Genomic DNA, 16,890 nt, shown 5'->3' with positions numbered 1-16,890 from the left:
CTTTTAAACAATTGAGGTTAAATAATTTGAATTCCAATATCAGCAAAATCAGAGCCGGTTTGTTACTTTGTTGCATCAGTCTTCTGATCTCATGTCAGACTCTTGCACCTGAAAAAGATAATGACCGACTTCCATTATCACCAGAAGTTACAACCGGTGAGCTGAGAAATGGTATCCGATATTACATTCACCCCAATGGCAAACCTGAAGAAAGAGCGTACATCACATTATTACTAAACGTTGGTTCATTACAGGAAGAGGAGCATGAGCGTGGTGCTGCTCACTTCGTCGAACACATGGCCTTTAATGGCTCAACTCACTTTAATAAAAATGCTCTGGTTACTACACTGGAAAGTCTTGGCATGAGCTTTGGCTCGGATATTAACGCCTTTACCAGTTTCGATAACACTCGATACCATTTAGAAATACCTACCGACAATCCGGATAACTGGTCAACCATCGCTTTGATTCTGGATGACTGGATTACAGGTATCAAATTTGAACCAGAAGAAGTCGAGAAAGAACGTAAAGTCATCCTCTCTGAAAAACGCGCCCGCAAAGGGTTAGGTGAGAGGCTCTCTGAGGTGCTGACGCCCATCAATTTTGGTGATGCCAGACATGCCAAAAGAATGCCCATCGGTATTGACGAAACACTCAATGCCATGACCGCCGATGATCTCAGAGCTTTCTATCAGAAGTGGTACCAACCACATAATATGGCACTGATCATCACTGGTGATGTTGATCCTGAAAACACGGTTAAATTCTTCAATAACACCATCGGCCAGATTAAACCTTCCAATAGCACAAAACCTCAGGAGTACTTAATTCCTGCAAAACAAGAACCTGACTTTGAAATTATCAGCGATCAGGAAATTTTAAGTAGCTCTCTAAATATTCGCTACCAGACCCATAGCGTAACGCTAAATAACTTTGATGCACTTCGATATCGATTACTGAATCAAATTGTTGTTAGCCTTTTTAATAAGAGAATGTATGAGCTGGCAGAAAGTGCAGAAAAGCCTTTTGAAAGTGCCGGGCTTGGCTATTCTCAGCTGGGAAACGATAAACTGCTGTTTAACTTTTCAGTAACCCCTAAAGACGGTTATTTCAGTCAAGGCTACATGCGTCTGATTGAAGAAATAAAGCGCGTTGAACAACATGGGTTTCTAGATACTGAACTTGACCGCTATCGTAAGGAAGTACTTAACAGCAGCATGCTGGCCGTTGAAGATATGGATTCCATGCATTCAAGCCATCTAACTGACAAGTATATGTCGCACTTCCTTTATGGTGAGCATTATTTCTCAACCATTCAGCGACACGTGTTATTAGAAGTTGTATTACCGACCATAAGCACTTCAGAAATATCGGCACACTTTAGCCAGTTGATTTCCAATCCTCTACACTCAACCATCGTCTATGCTCCAGTGAATGAAGCCCCATCAGCCGATTTAAAAAATGACCTTTATGCTGAGCTTAAAAAAACCAGGCAGGTTCAGCCATACCAGGAAGCTGAATTAGATGCTCCACTGATGGTCGCCCTACCCGAAAAAGGCAGCATTGTTGAGCAGTCTTCAATAGAAGCAGTTGAAGCCACTAAATATCAATTAAGTAATGGTGCTACTGTAATCATACGTCCCAGTGATTTATCCAATACCGAAGTATTGCTGGCTGCTTATGCACCAGGCGGTTACTCTCTTGCCAACCAACAACAGCAACGCTCCGCAATGGAGTCAGCGAAACTGGTAGCCTCTTCCGGGATTGCCAGTTACACCCGAACCGACCTTGGCAAAAAACTACAGGACAAAACGGTACAGCTTAATTTAAATATTGGTCGTTACTACTCTCAACTGTCAGCTAGCAGTGCGCCCAAAGATCTGGAGTTGATGTTCCAATTAATCCATCTCTATTTCACTGAACCTAAAATTGATCCGATTGTTGCTCAAAATTACAAAGAGTCAGTTATGCAGTATCAGCGTAACCGTCTTAATGATCCAGAGCAGCGCTACGCAGATGAGTTACATCTATTAATCACTGATAACCATCCAAAATCACAACCCTGGTCAGTTGAAGAGGCTGAACAAATAGATCCGAAAGTTGCTTTAGATTTTTATAAGCAACGATTCTCAAAAGCGAATAATTTTACCTTCGTCATTACCGGCAATATAAAAGAAGAAGAAATTAAGCTACTAATCGAGAAATACATTGCAAGTCTTCCTGCGACTGATAAAACTGAAACCTGGCGTGATGAGAATATCAGGACGGTTGAGCGCAATATCCATTTCTCACGTAATACAGCTTTAGATGAAAAGACTAAAGTTAATTTGCAATTTCACAAACCTATTGAGAAGTACATTTCAGAAACTCGATTCCGATTAGGACTGTATGAAGAAATACTTCAGCAGGAATTGCAGGCAAAGCTAAGAGAGGAATTAGGCGAGGTGTACTCAATTGGTGTTAATGCCAGCATCGATCGCTATCCAACGGAGTGGTTCAATTTGCTAATCAGTTTCAACGCTGAACCTGGACATGAAGATAATTTAATTGAAGTTATTCAGCAAGTAATTGATAAGAGTCTTAATGAACCTTTGCCGCAAGATAAACTGGATAACATTAAACAACAGCGACGAATGGTATTCACCGAAGGCCAGCAAAGCAATCAGTTCTGGCTTGGACAAATCGTTTTATATGAACGTGAAAATATAGACTACTATTATTTTACACACTATATGGAGCGTTTAGATGCGGTTACCGCTAAACAAATTCAGGACACGGCCAATATGCTTTTTAAAGACAGCTATCTGATTACCAGTATCATGCGTCCCGATGATGAGACTGATATCGTTAATAAAGCTGAGCAAAAATCAGAACAGGCAATTACGGATTAACATCAGTCAGGCCAGGGACAATGACCTTCTGTCCCTGGTACTCCACCAATAAATCATTCTCCAAAATATCGGCAACTACCATCCCTTTAGTAATAGTGTCACCAATACTGTAAGCCTTGCCATTTAACATCACAAAGCGATCTGCTGGCTCTGTCGCGTATATATGCGTGGTATAGATCAAGGTTGGCCAGTGATCATGATCGATAGCTGCCAGAAAGACAGGTTCGTCATTTGTTCTTACGGGTTGTTGCATAGATTGTTGCACTGGCTTCTGAACACTTCCAGAATCTTGAACCACTTCAGTTACCGGCCTGGTGTTGATCGTTTCAACTACCTTTTGAGGCTGTCTCTGAGACTGAACCTGCACTACAGGCTGTTGTATTTCCAAGGGAGCTTTTTTGATGATGACTCCAGACTGACTCGATACAATGTCTGGTGATTGCTTTGTTGCTTCAATTACGGAGCCTGTATCTAGTTGCGATTTAGCTTGTGCTGACAATGGCTGTTCATTATTAAGTGATGTCTGAGAGTTTTCTTGTACTTTTTCTTGTACTTTTTCTTGTAAATAATCTTGAGAACTTTGATTGGATATAGCTTGATCGCTATCTTGAAGATTCGCAGGCTGTAATAACAACCAGATGACCACTGATAATAATATACCTATCACTACCAGCATTGGGATTAACCAACGTCGGCTTTCATCATCTTCAATAAATGCAGTATGCTGATGTTCACTGTTTAAATTTGGAACATCACCGTCCTTCTCGCCTGACTCAGTTTTTTTAATGGCATCCAGTATGTAAGACATTATTTTTCTACCTGCAATCTTTCAACAAATAATTTTGGAATACTCGGCTCAGCCAAATTGTTAATCATCATGATGGAGTGTTTGCCAAGAATACCATCTGATATCAGGCCATGCTCCATCTGAAATAATGCAAGCCAGTCAGCAACCTGCTCTGAAAATACATTATCAGGTTCAATGGTAATCCCTTCCGACATTTCGATAAAATTCGTTAGCCAGATGATTTCCGCACCTCGACTGCCAATGCCAACTGGGTCTCTAAACCCTGCAGGTTTTTTCCAGAACAACCTGTATTCACCTGTCCACATCGGATTAATTTTTTTGCGTTCTATCATCACTTGATTTTCACCAAACTGCATGACCACCGATTGATCCTGAATCTCAATCAAGGTTCCCCAGAAGTCCCCACCTTGTGCTGTTGTGAATTTCAAATTTGCAGGACGATTGAGCTGGCTTAGGAATTTCCAGTCAGTCATTCCCTGATCACACCCTAGACCATAATTTGCAGCAAAGCTGCAGGCATCTGGTGACTGGAATGGCAGGTAACTGACACCCCATAAAGCCAACAAGTTTTGGCTGGCAATGGCTCCACTCCGATCCCAGCTTTGTTCGCCCCAGAATTCTTCAGCTAGCTCGCTCGGCGTTTTACTGATGTTCTCGCGGACATTTTCACCAGCAACATCGTTAGTTTTTATTGACGACTCATCCGTCTCACCAACCTTTGTCGTCTGCTCATTGATTGACGCTGCTTGAGAGCTATCAGCAAGCTGTGCAATGTGCTCGGGTTGTTGTTCGCTCGATGTTCCAACAGCATCATTAAATAAACCAAATGACCAGGCGGTGACACCTAAAGTCAGCCCAACCAATAGCGTAGGAACAGCCCACTTCCAGTGATTAACTAATGAGCCATTCTCAGCCATATCAGTTTTTTCACCTAAAACTTCAGAAACTGCTTTATTGACTGTGCGTACATCTACATGATGTAAATTTTCTGCAAAAGCTCCTAACATTGCCCTGTCACTGATCACATTAATCAGTCGTGGAATTCCACCGCTAGCCTTATGTATCAATTTAATGGCCTTGCCTTTAAAAACAGGACGCATAACACCGGCAATTCTTAACCGGTGCTCCAGATACGATTTGGTTTCATTCAGCGATAAAGGGCGAAGATGGTAGCGGGCGGTAATTCGTTGTGCCAACTGACGGAGTTCTTTCTTGGCCAGTAACTCCTGTAGTTCAGGCTGACCGATTAAAATAATTTGTAGCAGTTTTTTCTGGTTTGTTTCGAGGTTGGTCAATAAGCGTATCTGTTCTAAGACTTCGACACTTAAATTCTGTGCCTCATCAATCATCAGCACAGTATTCAAACCCTGCTCGTGGTTGTCCAGCAAACGACGGCTCAACAAATCGGTAAAGGTTTTTAAGCTCGATTCTCTGGGATCATATTCAATACCCAGCTCATCGCACATGGTCGCCATCAGCTCAATGGCATTCAACTTGGGATTAAGGATATAGGCAAGGCGGACATTAGCTGGCAATTGCTCAAGCAGGCATCGGCAGACGGTTGTCTTACCGGTTCCTACTTCGCCGGTCAGTAATACAAATCCACCACCGGCTCCAATTCCATACAACAGATGCGCCAGGGCATCGCGATGCCGCTCGCTCATGAAAAGGTAGCGCGGATCGGGCGCGATTGTGAATGGTGTTTCTTTTAACCCAAAGAAATCGTTATACATATCTGGCCTATTTCCCAAAGTTCCCTATTGAATATTGTATACTTATTATGCTTTGCCTATTATGGCTCATTATTAACCACCTCTCAATCTAAGGGATAGCGTGTGAAGATGCACGGACTTTTACTCACTTTTACTATGATTCTTATGCTCTGCTTTACTGCTGGCAGCCAGGCTTACGAAGGTAAAATTTATAAATGGAAAGATAAGGATGGCAAGCTCCACTTCTCTGACAAGCCGCCTAAAGACCAGTCCCTAAAAGTAGAAGAGCAGAAAGTCGATAGTAGCAAGTTAACTGTGACCAGTATGCCTCGCTCACAAAGACAAACGCCATTGACCGCTGGTCAATGCCAGTCAGCCATCGACAACCTGAAAAATACTGAACCGCTTTATCGTGGTGAGTTAGTCGAAAAACTGGCGAAAAAAGAAATCAACGACCAACAGTTTGCCCAGGGGCTCGCTAAACTCGATGATGTTAAAAGAATCGTAAACCCAGATAGTTGTAGAAATGCTCAACCTGAAGACCGCTCTTTGCTAAACTGTATCGCACAAAATGAAGATGCCAGACAGTGTATAAAGTAGCTCTATAAGGTTGATATGCAAATCTATTTGGTTGGTGGCGCAGTAAGAGACAGATTACTCGGACTCAAGGTTGTAGATCATGACCATGTGGTGGTTGGTGCTACACCCGAGCAAATGATTGCCAAAGGCTTTAAAGAAGTCGGCAAAGACTTTCCTGTCTATTTGCACCCTAAAACCGGCGAAGAATATGCGCTAGCCAGAACCGAACGCAAGTCTGGCAAAGGTTATAAAGGCTTTAACGTCGACTTCTCGCCTGACATTACACTCGAGCAGGATCTGATTCGTCGCGATCTGACCATTAACGCCATGGCTCAGGATAAGGATGGCAACCTCATCGACCCCTTTAATGGTCAGCAGGATTTGCGTGATAAAATCTTGCGACATGTCTCGCCCGCTTTTGCCGAAGACCCATTGCGTGTTTTACGTGTTGCCCGTTTCGCTGCTCGCTTCACCCATCTAGGTTTCATCATAGCTGATGAAACCTTTGCCCTGATGCAGGAGCTATCATATGGCGATGAGCTCAAGCACTTGACATCAGAGCGAGTGTGGGCCGAAACTGAAAAAGCCTTAGCCACTCAATCACCCCAAGTCTATTTTGATGTGCTTCATCAATGCGGTGCACTGGCTGTTCTGATGCCGGAAATAGACTGCCTCTGGGGCATCCCCAATCCTGAGAAATGGCACCCGGAAATCGATACCGGTATTCATACCTTGATGGTAATTGAACAGGCTGCCAAAAAAACTCCTGATCTGCGTATTCGCTTTGCCGCAGCTGTACATGATCTTGGCAAGGGTGTCACGCCACGGGAGCAATGGCCACAGCATCGTGGGCATGAAGAGTCTGGCATTCCGATTATCAAAAAGCTGTGTAAGCGATTAAAAGTTCCTAAGGTCTATGAGCAGCTTGCAACCCAGGTGTCTCGATATCATCTACATAGCCACAAGATGTTTGAGCTACGCCCGAGCACCGTCCTGAAAATGCTTAAGGGATTGAGCGCTTATCGTAATCCAGACTTTTTAGAAGCCTTTATTCTGACCTGTGAAGCAGACTTTAATGGCAGGCTGGGTAATGAAGAGAAGCCTTATCCGCAAGGTGACTTGCTTAGAGAATGCTTCAAGGTATCTGAAACCATTGATGTTCAGTCGTTAATTGAGAAGGGATATGAAGGCGCCAAGCTCGGTGAGGCTATTGACCGAGCCCGACTAAAAGCAATTAAAGGCTTGTTAGCCCATAAATACGATAGCGAATAAAACCACACCCAGAATCAGGCGATACCAGACAAAAGGCATAAAGCCGATCTTCTCAAGCCATTTCAGGAATAGGTGAATACAGGCAAAAGCACTCAACGCCGAAACCACAATTCCTAAAATCAGAAAGTCCCAATCGAATTTAGCCCCTTCCTGAGCAAGCTGAATGCCTTTCAAACCACCCGGTAAGACAATCGCAGGAATCGACAAGAGGAAAGAATAGCGAGCAGCGGCGGTACGAGAAAACCCTAATAATGCCGCCGCAGTCATAGTAATGCCAGAACGTGAGGTGCCCGGAATTAAAGCCAGAGCCTGAGCACCACCAATGGCAAAAATATCGCGCCAGCGTAATTGATACTCATCCTTAAATTGCTCGACTGGTTTCCCCTTGTATTGACGCTCCGCATACCACAACAAAAGGCCAAAAATAATGGTGGTAATCGCAATCACATAGGTTTCGCGCAGATACAGATCAACGATATCAAAAGCTTCTAAAAAAAGACCAAACAGACCTACCGGAATCGTTCCGAAAATCACCGCCCAGGCAAGACGAGAATTAGGCGTAGGCTGACCGCCTAACACCGCCTTAAACCAGGCGCCAATCATCTCCGCCACTTCCTTACGGAAATAAACAACCACCGCCGTTAAAGTCCCAACATGAACCGCCACATCAAACGCCAACCCCTGATCCTGCCACTGCAAAACCTTAGACGTCAGAATCAAATGTGCCGAACTCGAGATCGGAAGAAACTCAGTTAAGCCCTGAATTAATGCTAGAAATAATGCTTGAAGCCAATCCATATTGTTTTCCGGTTAGTTTTTTTCTAAAGCCTGGAATATTAGTGTAGGTTGGATAAACCGCAAAGCGGCGCCACCCAACACTTAATTATGTTTTGAAAATCCAAGCCCTTGAACCACTCTCGATTTTTGCTGGAATACGACCAATGCTTGTTCCTTTACAACCTACGCATCTATTTTTCATACGTAAGGGCAATTCATGAATTGCCCCTACATAAGATCGGGATGCCCATTTTGCTGAAGGATTTTGTTCTTAGACGCGGCGGAGCGAAAAGGATAAAAAAGGAGTTTATTTCAATAAATGACTTTTTTAACTTTTTACTCCAACAAAGTATAAGAGCAAAATAACCAGCAAATCTTAGTTACTTAGTCAGACCAACATAAAACCCATAACACATCACCTGAATAAAAATCAAAAACCAAAACCAGGCTCCGAAGCCAACGGCTTTGGTTGTGAAGGTATCCAGCTTTTTACTTTTCCAGACCAGTATTGCTGAAATAACGGCAGAATTTAGAACAGCAACACCTACTAGCCAATACCAGTTATCTTTGCTGCTGGCTGCAAAAGCCAGTTGTGGTAATAACAACAAAGCAACAGCAGTCAGTATTTTAGTCATCATATTCATAAGCGATGTAATTTATTGCTCAATGCAAAACCTTGTAGTTGAACAGTGCAGTTTTTAGAGGCGACCAGCACTTTGCAGTTTTCGCCCATCTCATCAGGCATCAGCAATTTTTTGAGCTGCTGGCTGATTTTGACCTGCGCCATTGTATCAGATCCGAGGCTTTCGGCTAGCTTTGCTGCTTGCTGTTCAATGCCGCTGGACATCAGGAACAGGGCCTGTTCACAGTAACCGACAATCTCCGCACCTAACTTATGCGCTATATAAGCTATCTGACTAAAATTTACGGAGGCGGTGATATCCTGAAGACCCGGTAATAACAGTGGACTATGATGTTTGTGCTGCTGGTAATAGCACTGCAGGGTTCCATGCGTTCGGTGAGATTCATAATACTCATCAGCACTGTACCCATAGTCGAACAGTATGATTGCGCCTTTGCTCAGGCTCTCGACCAGCCCCTCCAACCAGAACTCGGTTTGTAGGTGATGTTCCGTCATATAGCCATGCGGCCACTGTTTCAGATATGGATTAACTTCCTGAATTGATTCTGTTTCTTGCCAGCTCAACCGATAGCCAGAATCATCCAGCTTAACGTGAGCTTTTTGCAATTGGTTCTTCTGCTTGCGCACCAAATCAACAGGCAGAGCATCAGCCACTTCATTGGCAAAAATTACACCTGAAAACTGTCTGGGCAGATGGTCAAGCCATATAAAGCGACTGGCCAAATGCGGTATCGACTGCTCAATGGCCTGTCTTTGCCGTTGCTTTAAATCCGCGGATACCTCAAGAATGTAATAGTGTTGGGGCAGACTATTCTTAACTTCCAATTCTTTCATCAGCTCAACTGCAAAAGTACCGCTACCTGCACCAAGCTCAAGTACCTGTGCTTCACTCTGTTCAAATACTTTGATAAAACTTTTGGCCAGAGTCTGAGCAAATAATGGTGACAGTTCAGGAGCCGTCACAAAGTCACCACCTTCTCCCAGTTTATGGCTTCCTGCACTATAGTAGCCAAGTCCTGGCTCATACAGTGCATGATGCATGAATTGGCTAAAAGGTAGTGCGCCCAGCTTTTCAATTTCACCGGCAATGGTCTGGCTCAAACGATAACTGGTTTTGCCCTGAATGCCATTCACCAGCGGCACCTTAAGCGAACGGCACTGTTCTGTAAGCCATTCAAAATAGGTTGGATAATCCTTTAAAAAATGCACCATGACTTATAAGTATTATGGTTAGAGGAATTCACCACCATCAACCGGGATGATGATGCCGGTGATAAATGACTGCTGAATCAAAAATGCAACGCCATCGGCAATTGCCTGAGGATTACCGGTTCGCTTAAGCGGGATATGCTCGGCCATACGCGCAAAATGATCAGCGTCTGCTCCTGGCGGTGGCAAGATAGCACCCAATGCCAAACCGTTGACCTGAATATCCGGAGCCAACTCACGCGCGAGAGATTCCGTTAAATGCCAAAGACCAGCCTTCGATAGACGGTACACCAGGTGGTCGCCCGCTGGATGATTAATTCGAGCGTCTAGAATATTAATGATATGAGCCTGCTGGGGCTTACTTGCTGCAAAAGCCTGACTCAATAACAGTGGCGCTCGCAAGTTAAGATTCATCACCTGATTCCAGTGCGACAGATCATCATTGATCGTATCGTTTTCAGGAAAGATTGCAGCGCTGTTGATTAATACAGACAGATCACCCAGCTCTGCAGCCTCGGCCACCACATCAGCACAGCTATCGGGTTCGGAAAGATTCGCACCTATCAATTTTACTTGAACGCCAAGTGCTTCAATATCACTGGCGGTTTGCTCGGCGCTATCTCTCGAATGATTATAATGCAATGCGATAGCGTAGCCTTGCCTGGCAAGCTCAAGAGCTATCGCTCGCCCCACTCGAATGGCTCCACCAGTAACAATCGCTACTTTCTGCTGACTCATGAATTCTTACCTTTTATTGCTGTTGCCAATCGAATTCTATGGCCCATAACTTTTGTTGTTCTTTTTTACTAAAAGCCTGCCACAGTTCCTGATACGTTTTGTTTATGACCGGATGTTTTCTTTGCGGTTCTATTTCTGCCAGAGGTTGCAGTACAAAGGCGTGATGTAGGATTTCTCCGCGCGGCAAGTGAATGGGTTGCTCGCAAATCACATCATCATAAAGCAAAAGGTCGATATCCAGAGCGCGATCACTAAATTTCGGAACATCGCGCCGACGACCGGCTTCTTTTTCGATGGCTTTAAATATCTGCTCCACCTGTGCAATCGTCAGCTGGGTTTCCGCTCTTGCCACCAGATTGAGAAAATTATCGCCCTCAAATCCCACCGCTTCACTTTCATAAACTTTCGACAGTTTTAAATGGCTGAACATTTCATCAAGGCGCTGCACCCCATATCGGATCTGGCGTGCCGCATCCTGATTACTGCCGATACTGATATAAATAATAGCCATAACTTACTTGGTGCCGCGTTCGATGATCACTCCAACGTTTTTAGAACCACGAACAGCCCCTGGCTTGCTAAGCTTTAACTTCAACCAGGGCACATTAAATTCATTGCGAACAATTTCAGCAATTTTCTCTGCCAGAGTTTCAACCAGCTGGAATTCAGATTCCTCAACAAAACTAATAATGCGTTTAGCCACAGATTTATAATCAAGACACTTGTCGATGGTATCTTCCTGGGCTGCTGGCTGAATATCATGCGCCATTTCCAGATCAATGCTGATGGTTTGACGGATTTGTCGTTCCCAGTCATAAATACCAATGACCGTATCTACTTTTAAGTCTTCAATAAAAACGATGTCCACAGGCGACTCTTGGTTTGATGTTTATGGTTAATGTGGGTCATAGGATAGCAAAGAAAAGGTCATTTGATTACACAAATCAAAGACTTTCCCATGACCTGATTAAAAAATAACAGTATCCTATAGAAAATCCGCGGTGCCTCGATTTGAGTTAGTTCTCTATGAATAAATGGGCGCTAAACAATAAGATGGAGTTTATTCAGGTTAATGAAGGCTGTTGTAAACACAAAATGCTGCGCAAAGGATAAGAACTGATAATGGAATGGCAACTTGCCGGGCTTTGGCTACTGGCTTACCTGACGGGCTCTATTTCGAGTGCGGTCATCGTTTGTCGCATTATGGGCCTGCCGGATCCACGTAAATTTGGCTCGCACAACCCAGGCGCGACGAATGTATTGAGACTGGGTGGCAAAAAAGCAGCCATATTTACCCTACTCGGTGACATGCTGAAAGCCATCATTCCGATCCTGATTGGTTATGCGTTGGATTTACATAATCGAAATCTGGGTTGGGTTGGTTTCATGGCTTTTATCGGCCACCTTTATCCTATTTATTTCCGCTTCAAGGGCGGCAAAGGCATGGCCACCTATTTTGGTGCTCTGGTTGCTCTGTCGCCTCTGTTATTAGCCTATTGCATTGTTACCTGGCTGGTTACCGCATTCTTTACCCGTTATGCGTCATTGGCATCCATACTATCCAGTTTTGCTGTTGCTGCCTTCGGCTTTTATCTGGATCATAAGTATTTCTTCCCCCTATTTGCCATGTTCCTGATACTGACCGCCAGACACCATCGCAACATAAGAAACCTGTGGCAAGGTACCGAACGTAAAATTACCGATAAGAGAAGTAATGACTCGCAGTAAAATCAATGTAGCGCACCTACTCCCACTACTCGCCTCCATGGTGGCCATTACACCGCTGGCGATTGATATGTATTTACCTGCGATGCCAATCATCGCAAAGGAGCTTGGCACTACCTCGAGTGCGATTCAGGTCTCTTTGAGTCTCTACTTGGCAGGTTATGCATTGGGCATGATGATGTTCGGTCCAATTGCTGACCGGATCGGTCGCCGCAAAGTTGCTCTCGTTGGATTAACAGGCTTTATCATCACTTCTCTGTTACTGGCTTTTACGGAGTCCATTAATCAATTCCTTGCTTACCGTTTTGTGCAGGCTGCGTTCGGCAGCGGAGCCACCGTGGTTGTACCCGGTATCATTCGTGACTTGTATAAAGAACATACTGCCAAGGGGTTGTCCTATGTCAGCCTGATCATGATGGTGGCGCCAATGATCGCCCCCGGCATCGGCAGCTTTATTCTGGAGTTATCGGTGTGGCGCACCATATTCCTCAGTCTGGCCGGTTATGCGGTCTTTATTCTGCTGCTGGTTATCTGGAAGCTGCCGAAAAACCTGCCGCTACGATCGGAGCGTAAGTGGCTGCATGAGTTTGCCAGTAATTATAAACTGGTCTTCAGTCACCCAGCGTCAAGGCTCAATATCATCAGCTCGATGATGGGCTCCTTTGGCTTCTTTTGCTATATCACCACCATTTCTTTCGTCTATATCGAGTATTTTGGGGTCAGCGAAGGCAAATTCAGTATTTTGTTTGGCGCCAATGTCGTCGCCTTGATGATTACCAATATCATCAACACCCGCACCGTTGAGCGAGCTGGCTCGGCTAGAATGCTGATGATTGGTACCGTTATTGCCAATATCTTCGCCTTAAGTCTTGTACTGGTGACTGTTTTTGGCTGGTCGCTGTATTGGACGGTTGGTGCCTTATTCCCTTTGATTGGGTCCTTGGCGCTGATAACCGTCAATTCAGATGGCCTGATTCTCAATCAATTTCCCCAGCAAACCGGCACTGCCACAGCGGTAATTGGCACACTGCGTTTTGGCAGTGGTGCTTTGGCGGGACCAATTCTGGCACTTCTCTTTGATGGAACCCCGCTCAATTTCGCGATTTTGATGTTCGCATCCGTTGCTATTGTCATGATTGTGCAGTTAATTAGACGACGTCTAAGCCTTAGCTAACTCATTGATTTTGCAATAATCACTCCTGAAACCCGCCAATTCTCAGCTTACACCAGCAAATTTTACATTTGATCAGCAAAGTTCATTTGATATTCACAATAAATCGATGCTTATATGGTTAAATATCAATCAACTCTATAACGTGCATAAAAAGCACTTCGGAAAAAGTGTCAAACTTTTTTACATTTTATGGATGGAATTAGTTGTAAAAAATTCTGACAGGTATATTATAGACATCACAGAGATGTAAAAAATCCTGACAGTTATAGTAAATTTTGCAACTTCTTCAATATAGGTAACCGACCAGGAGGGTCCAAATGAAGATATTCAGTAAAAAAGCATTTTCATTCCTATTAGCCCTACCCTTGCTAGCGGCTATCACTTCGCACAGCGCAACTGCAGTTAGCCAGGCTGATGCTGAGAAGTGGAGTCAGGATATTGATGCTTACTGGAGAATCCTTGAAGAAAAGCATATCGATCTTTACCACAAGCTTACCTATAAAGACTTTGAGCGTGAAATCAGCGCGATTAAAAGTCAGCTCCCAACTCTTACTCACGAGCAAATCATCATTGAATTGATGCGCCTAACTCACAAGATTGGCGATGGCCACACTACTGTTCCTTTGTGGGATCAGCAATATCACAAGTTTCCCATAGAGTTGAAAGTCATCAACGATGAAGTTCTGGTTACCGGGTCTTCTAACGAATACTCCAACTTGATTGGCAATGAGCTTACTGCAATCAATGGCAAGCCCGTGAAACAAGTGTATGAGATGTTTGCTGAAATAGTACCATTTGCTGAAAATGACTACTCAACTCCTGTTCGAGTTGCCGAATACATGATGACTGCTGAGCTATTAAGAGGTTTAGGTATTATCGACAGCCTGGATTCTGTCGAATTCACCTTCAAAAACTTTAACCAAAGCTTCAAATATCACATGGCTGCGAGCACCAGCAACCAAATTACTCAGCGCATCAACTTCAAACAGAAGCTTCCCTTTAAGCCTTATGGTGGCGTTGACGATCACCTTTGGTATGGTGCCGCAGACAAAGGCAAAACTGTTTATATCAACTTTGAAAAGTACAGCTCAATGTCCAAAATGGACGAGATGTCTGCCGAGTTGCTTCGCTTCATCAACCACTACAAAACCGAGAACCTGATCATTGACCTACGTGGTAATCAAGGTGGCGACTTCTTTATCGGACTTAAGCTGGCGCAAGTGTTAGTACTTGCTAACAGCGTTAATTGGAAGTCAGGTGTTTACGTCATGATTGACAACAATACCTACTCTGCGGCTATGTCAAACGCCTCTCAGTTTGCCCAGTTATTGAATGCAACATTGGTGGGGCAGCCTACCGGCTCAAAGCCTAACGGTTATCAGGATATGTGGCAGTTCACTCTACCAAACTCTGGTCTGATTGTGACTTACTCAAAAAGAATGTATCGCTTTGAAGACAGGGATGCGGATGCAGTTTTCCCAGACGTTGCGATTGAATTGACCGCTGAAGATTACATGCGTGCCAACGATAAAAGCTTAGGCTGGGTCATTCAAGACATCAACAGCCGCAAAACTCATACTTTGGTTCAGAATTAAGGAGATTGGGTAAGAGTTTTCAAGAACACATAAACCTACCCCTGATATTAAATCAGTGAATCACCGGCTCTTTTGAGTCGGTTTTTTTAAGAAAAGAATAATAGTTATTAAAGAATAAGGTAACAAACTTGCGATAAAAACAGTTTATCAAAAACATACGCAAGATATTCAACCATATAGCAATGGAGAAAAAAGGATGAAAGGAAAAGTATTGCCTTTACTGGTTAGCATATTGATGTGTGTTGGAATTATTGGTGGCTGTCAGCAAAACAGCCAGAAACCACGTCTGGATACTACCGACCCACAAGCATTTAATAAAACCCTGAAAGAGGTTAGAGCGCAAGTGGATGACACTCGCCTAAAGCAGTTTGATCAAGCCATTAAGCAGGCACTACACACTTACCAAACCCAGAAAGAATTTAGCCTGCTGCCAACCAGTAACCCATTGGATGGTTTAAGCGCAGAGCAAGTTCTAGAGTTATCGCATAATCAGAGAAGACATGACCCCAGAAAATTACGAGCCTGGGGCGGGATTTAAGTTTGAAACGTTGAAGACGGTACAAGCGTTAGACAGCCGTAACCCATCATATTTCGAGCTACCCTAAGTCCGCAATTGGCCAGCGCGGCTGCGCACGAACAGCAGGTTCCTCAAATTGCCCTTGCTGGCTGATGATCTGCTGGTAGCGGCAATAGCCTGCATAAGCAATCATGGCACCATTATCTGTACAGAATTGAAGCCTGGGGTAATAGGCTTTACCACCTTTACTCTCCAGCAAACTGGTAAGCTTCTCGCGTAATGAAATGTTAGCACTTACTCCGCCTGCAACAACCAAGGACTGATAACCAGTTTGTTCTAGCGCACGACGACACTTAATATAAATGGTGTCGACAACGGCTTCCTGAAAGGCGTAGGCAATATCCGCCAGATCCTGTTCTGTCTTGTCTGAATCACGATACAGGTTAGCTACCGCAGTTTTCAGACCACTGAAACTAAAGTCTAAACCAGGTCGATCGGTCATCGGTCTCGGTAACTTATATATGCCTGGTCGACCTTTTTCAGCCAACTTAGCAAGCGCCGGTCCACCCGGATAACCGAGCCCCATAATCTTGGCGGTTTTATCAAACGCCTCACCAGCTGCATCATCAATTGATTCGCCCAGAATGGTGTAATGGCCCAAACTCTGAACATCCACCAGCATTGAGTGACCACCGGAAACCAGCAAGGCAACAAACGGGAACTCTGGCTTATCGTCCTCCAGCATCGGTGCTAACAAGTGCCCTTCCATATGATGCACGCCAATCGCCGGGACATCCCAGGCATAAGCCAGACTGCGACCAATGCCGACTCCAACAAACAGCGCACCAATTAAACCCGGGCCTTTAGTGTAGGCGATAGCATCAATGTCAGCTGGCGTGCAGCCAGACTCTGCCATGACTTTCTTTATCAATGGAATGGTTTTGCGCACATGATCACGCGACGCCAACTCAGGCACCACACCACCGTACTCAGCATGCAGCTTAATCTGGCTGAATAATGCATCCGCAATGATGCCCTGCTCGCTATCGTAAATAGCAATTCCGGTTTCATCGCAGGAAGTTTCAATACCAAGAATTTTCATCAATATAAGCCTTTTTACGCTGTCCGGCTGGTATAGTGCTGCCCGAAGAATCGAGCAACAGAATGAGCCGACAAAAGTTGCAGGCAATTTTAATGGAGTTTGCGCCAATTAGCGAGTTCCCGACAAATCACAGGCCAAAACCGGCTAA

General features: G+C 44.3%; 16 protein-coding genes. 7 read left to right on the top strand and 9 right to left on the bottom strand.

What is annotated here, in order from left to right:
* The first annotated feature begins 26 nt into the window (after positions 1 to 26).
* Positions 27 to 2,891 (top strand): M16 family metallopeptidase, encoded by a 2,865-nt coding sequence (locus tag B158_RS0104205; protein ID WP_018624106.1) that lies wholly within the window; start codon positions 27 to 29, stop codon positions 2,889 to 2,891.
* Here the strand turns inward: B158_RS0104205 and B158_RS0104200 are convergent.
* Together B158_RS0104200 and B158_RS0104195 are read right to left on the bottom strand one after the other, a co-directional pair.
* A complete protein-coding gene (locus B158_RS0104200) occupies positions 2,881 to 3,699 on the bottom strand; it encodes a general secretion pathway protein GspB (protein WP_018624105.1) in 819 nt (272 codons plus the stop codon). The genes B158_RS0104205 and B158_RS0104200 overlap by 11 nt on opposite strands.
* Positions 3,699 to 5,432: an ExeA family protein gene (locus B158_RS0104195; RefSeq protein ID WP_018624104.1), complete on the bottom strand. Its 1,734-nt coding sequence runs from the start codon at positions 5,430 to 5,432 to the stop codon at positions 3,699 to 3,701. The genes B158_RS0104200 and B158_RS0104195 overlap by 1 nt, the downstream gene beginning before the upstream one ends.
* 108 nt (positions 5,433 to 5,540) lie before the next feature.
* Here B158_RS0104195 and B158_RS0104190 point away from each other — a divergent pair, with 108 nt between their 5' ends.
* Together B158_RS0104190 and B158_RS0104185 are read left to right on the top strand one after the other, a co-directional pair.
* Positions 5,541 to 6,011, top strand: a complete 471-nt coding sequence (locus B158_RS0104190) for a DUF4124 domain-containing protein (protein ID WP_018624103.1) — start codon at positions 5,541 to 5,543, stop codon at positions 6,009 to 6,011.
* A gap of 15 nt (positions 6,012 to 6,026) precedes the next feature.
* Positions 6,027 to 7,262 (top strand): multifunctional CCA addition/repair protein, encoded by a 1,236-nt coding sequence (locus tag B158_RS0104185; protein ID WP_018624102.1) that lies wholly within the window; start codon positions 6,027 to 6,029, stop codon positions 7,260 to 7,262.
* Here the strand turns inward: B158_RS0104185 and B158_RS0104180 are convergent.
* From B158_RS0104180 to folB, 6 genes are all read right to left on the bottom strand, one after another.
* A complete protein-coding gene (locus B158_RS0104180) occupies positions 7,236 to 8,060 on the bottom strand; it encodes an undecaprenyl-diphosphate phosphatase (RefSeq protein ID WP_018624101.1) in 825 nt (274 codons plus the stop codon). The genes B158_RS0104185 and B158_RS0104180 overlap by 27 nt on opposite strands.
* Positions 8,061 to 8,419: 359 nt before the next feature.
* Entirely contained in the window at positions 8,420 to 8,677 is a 258-nt protein-coding gene (locus B158_RS0104175; protein WP_228127060.1) for a hypothetical protein, read from the bottom strand.
* Between the two features lie 2 nt (positions 8,678 to 8,679).
* Complete coding sequence (locus B158_RS0104170; protein ID WP_018624099.1) at positions 8,680 to 9,894, bottom strand: class I SAM-dependent methyltransferase; 1,215 nt, start codon at positions 9,892 to 9,894, stop codon at positions 8,680 to 8,682.
* An 18-nt stretch (positions 9,895 to 9,912) separates the two neighbouring features.
* Positions 9,913 to 10,629 carry an SDR family oxidoreductase gene (locus B158_RS0104165; protein ID WP_018624098.1) on the bottom strand — a complete coding sequence of 239 codons (717 nt, stop codon included), beginning with the start codon at positions 10,627 to 10,629 and terminating at the stop codon, positions 9,913 to 9,915.
* 13 nt (positions 10,630 to 10,642) lie between these two features.
* Complete coding sequence (gene folK, locus B158_RS0104160) at positions 10,643 to 11,140, bottom strand: 2-amino-4-hydroxy-6-hydroxymethyldihydropteridine diphosphokinase (RefSeq protein WP_018624097.1); 498 nt, start codon at positions 11,138 to 11,140, stop codon at positions 10,643 to 10,645.
* A 3-nt stretch (positions 11,141 to 11,143) separates the two neighbouring features.
* A complete protein-coding gene (folB, locus tag B158_RS0104155) occupies positions 11,144 to 11,497 on the bottom strand; it encodes a dihydroneopterin aldolase (RefSeq protein WP_018624096.1) in 354 nt (117 codons plus the stop codon).
* A gap of 254 nt (positions 11,498 to 11,751) precedes the next feature.
* On the opposite strand from folB, the gene plsY reads away from it, so the two are divergent.
* The 4 genes from plsY (at position 11,752) to B158_RS0104130 (ending at position 15,661) form a co-directional block, all read left to right on the top strand.
* Entirely contained in the window at positions 11,752 to 12,357 is a 606-nt protein-coding gene (plsY, locus tag B158_RS0104150) for a glycerol-3-phosphate 1-O-acyltransferase PlsY (RefSeq protein WP_018624095.1), read from the top strand.
* A complete protein-coding gene (locus B158_RS0104145) occupies positions 12,344 to 13,528 on the top strand; it encodes a multidrug effflux MFS transporter (RefSeq protein WP_018624094.1) in 1,185 nt (394 codons plus the stop codon). The genes plsY and B158_RS0104145 overlap by 14 nt, the downstream gene beginning before the upstream one ends.
* Before the next feature lie 317 nt (positions 13,529 to 13,845).
* Positions 13,846 to 15,123 (top strand): S41 family peptidase, encoded by a 1,278-nt coding sequence (locus tag B158_RS0104135; RefSeq protein ID WP_018624092.1) that lies wholly within the window; start codon positions 13,846 to 13,848, stop codon positions 15,121 to 15,123.
* Positions 15,124 to 15,319: 196 nt separating this feature from the next.
* Positions 15,320 to 15,661, top strand: coding sequence for a hypothetical protein (locus B158_RS0104130; protein WP_018624091.1), 342 nt, complete (start codon positions 15,320 to 15,322; stop codon positions 15,659 to 15,661).
* A gap of 58 nt (positions 15,662 to 15,719) precedes the next feature.
* Here the strand turns inward: B158_RS0104130 and tsaD are convergent, their stop codons facing one another.
* Entirely contained in the window at positions 15,720 to 16,742 is a 1,023-nt protein-coding gene (gene tsaD / locus B158_RS0104125) for a tRNA (adenosine(37)-N6)-threonylcarbamoyltransferase complex transferase subunit TsaD (RefSeq protein WP_018624090.1), read from the bottom strand.
* Between the last annotated feature and the right edge of the window lie 148 nt (positions 16,743 to 16,890).

Origin of the sequence: Kangiella aquimarina DSM 16071, from assembly GCF_000374105.1 — a bacterium.
Taxonomy (GTDB): domain Bacteria; phylum Pseudomonadota; class Gammaproteobacteria; order Enterobacterales; family Kangiellaceae; genus Kangiella; species Kangiella aquimarina.
Note: the sequence above shows the minus strand (reverse complement) of the source record. Positions and strands in the feature narration are given on the sequence as shown.

Coding starts and splice junctions, on each gene's coding strand:
- B158_RS0104200 (WP_018624105.1), bottom strand. CDS start 3,699: ATGTCTTACATACTGGATGCCATTAAAAAAACTGAGTCAGGCGAGAAG.
- B158_RS0104195 (WP_018624104.1), bottom strand. CDS start 5,432: ATGTATAACGATTTCTTTGGGTTAAAAGAAACACCATTCACAATCGCG.
- B158_RS0104190 (WP_018624103.1), top strand. CDS start 5,541: ATGCACGGACTTTTACTCACTTTTACTATGATTCTTATGCTCTGCTTT.
- B158_RS0104185 (WP_018624102.1), top strand. CDS start 6,027: ATGCAAATCTATTTGGTTGGTGGCGCAGTAAGAGACAGATTACTCGGA.
- B158_RS0104180 (WP_018624101.1), bottom strand. CDS start 8,060: ATGGATTGGCTTCAAGCATTATTTCTAGCATTAATTCAGGGCTTAACT.
- B158_RS0104175 (WP_228127060.1), bottom strand. CDS start 8,677: ATGATGACTAAAATACTGACTGCTGTTGCTTTGTTGTTATTACCACAA.
- B158_RS0104170 (WP_018624099.1), bottom strand. CDS start 9,894: ATGGTGCATTTTTTAAAGGATTATCCAACCTATTTTGAATGGCTTACA.
- B158_RS0104165 (WP_018624098.1), bottom strand. CDS start 10,629: ATGAGTCAGCAGAAAGTAGCGATTGTTACTGGTGGAGCCATTCGAGTG.
- folK (WP_018624097.1), bottom strand. CDS start 11,140: ATGGCTATTATTTATATCAGTATCGGCAGTAATCAGGATGCGGCACGC.
- plsY (WP_018624095.1), top strand. CDS start 11,752: ATGGAATGGCAACTTGCCGGGCTTTGGCTACTGGCTTACCTGACGGGC.
- B158_RS0104145 (WP_018624094.1), top strand. CDS start 12,344: ATGACTCGCAGTAAAATCAATGTAGCGCACCTACTCCCACTACTCGCC.
- B158_RS0104135 (WP_018624092.1), top strand. CDS start 13,846: ATGAAGATATTCAGTAAAAAAGCATTTTCATTCCTATTAGCCCTACCC.
- B158_RS0104130 (WP_018624091.1), top strand. CDS start 15,320: ATGAAAGGAAAAGTATTGCCTTTACTGGTTAGCATATTGATGTGTGTT.
- tsaD (WP_018624090.1), bottom strand. CDS start 16,742: ATGAAAATTCTTGGTATTGAAACTTCCTGCGATGAAACCGGAATTGCT.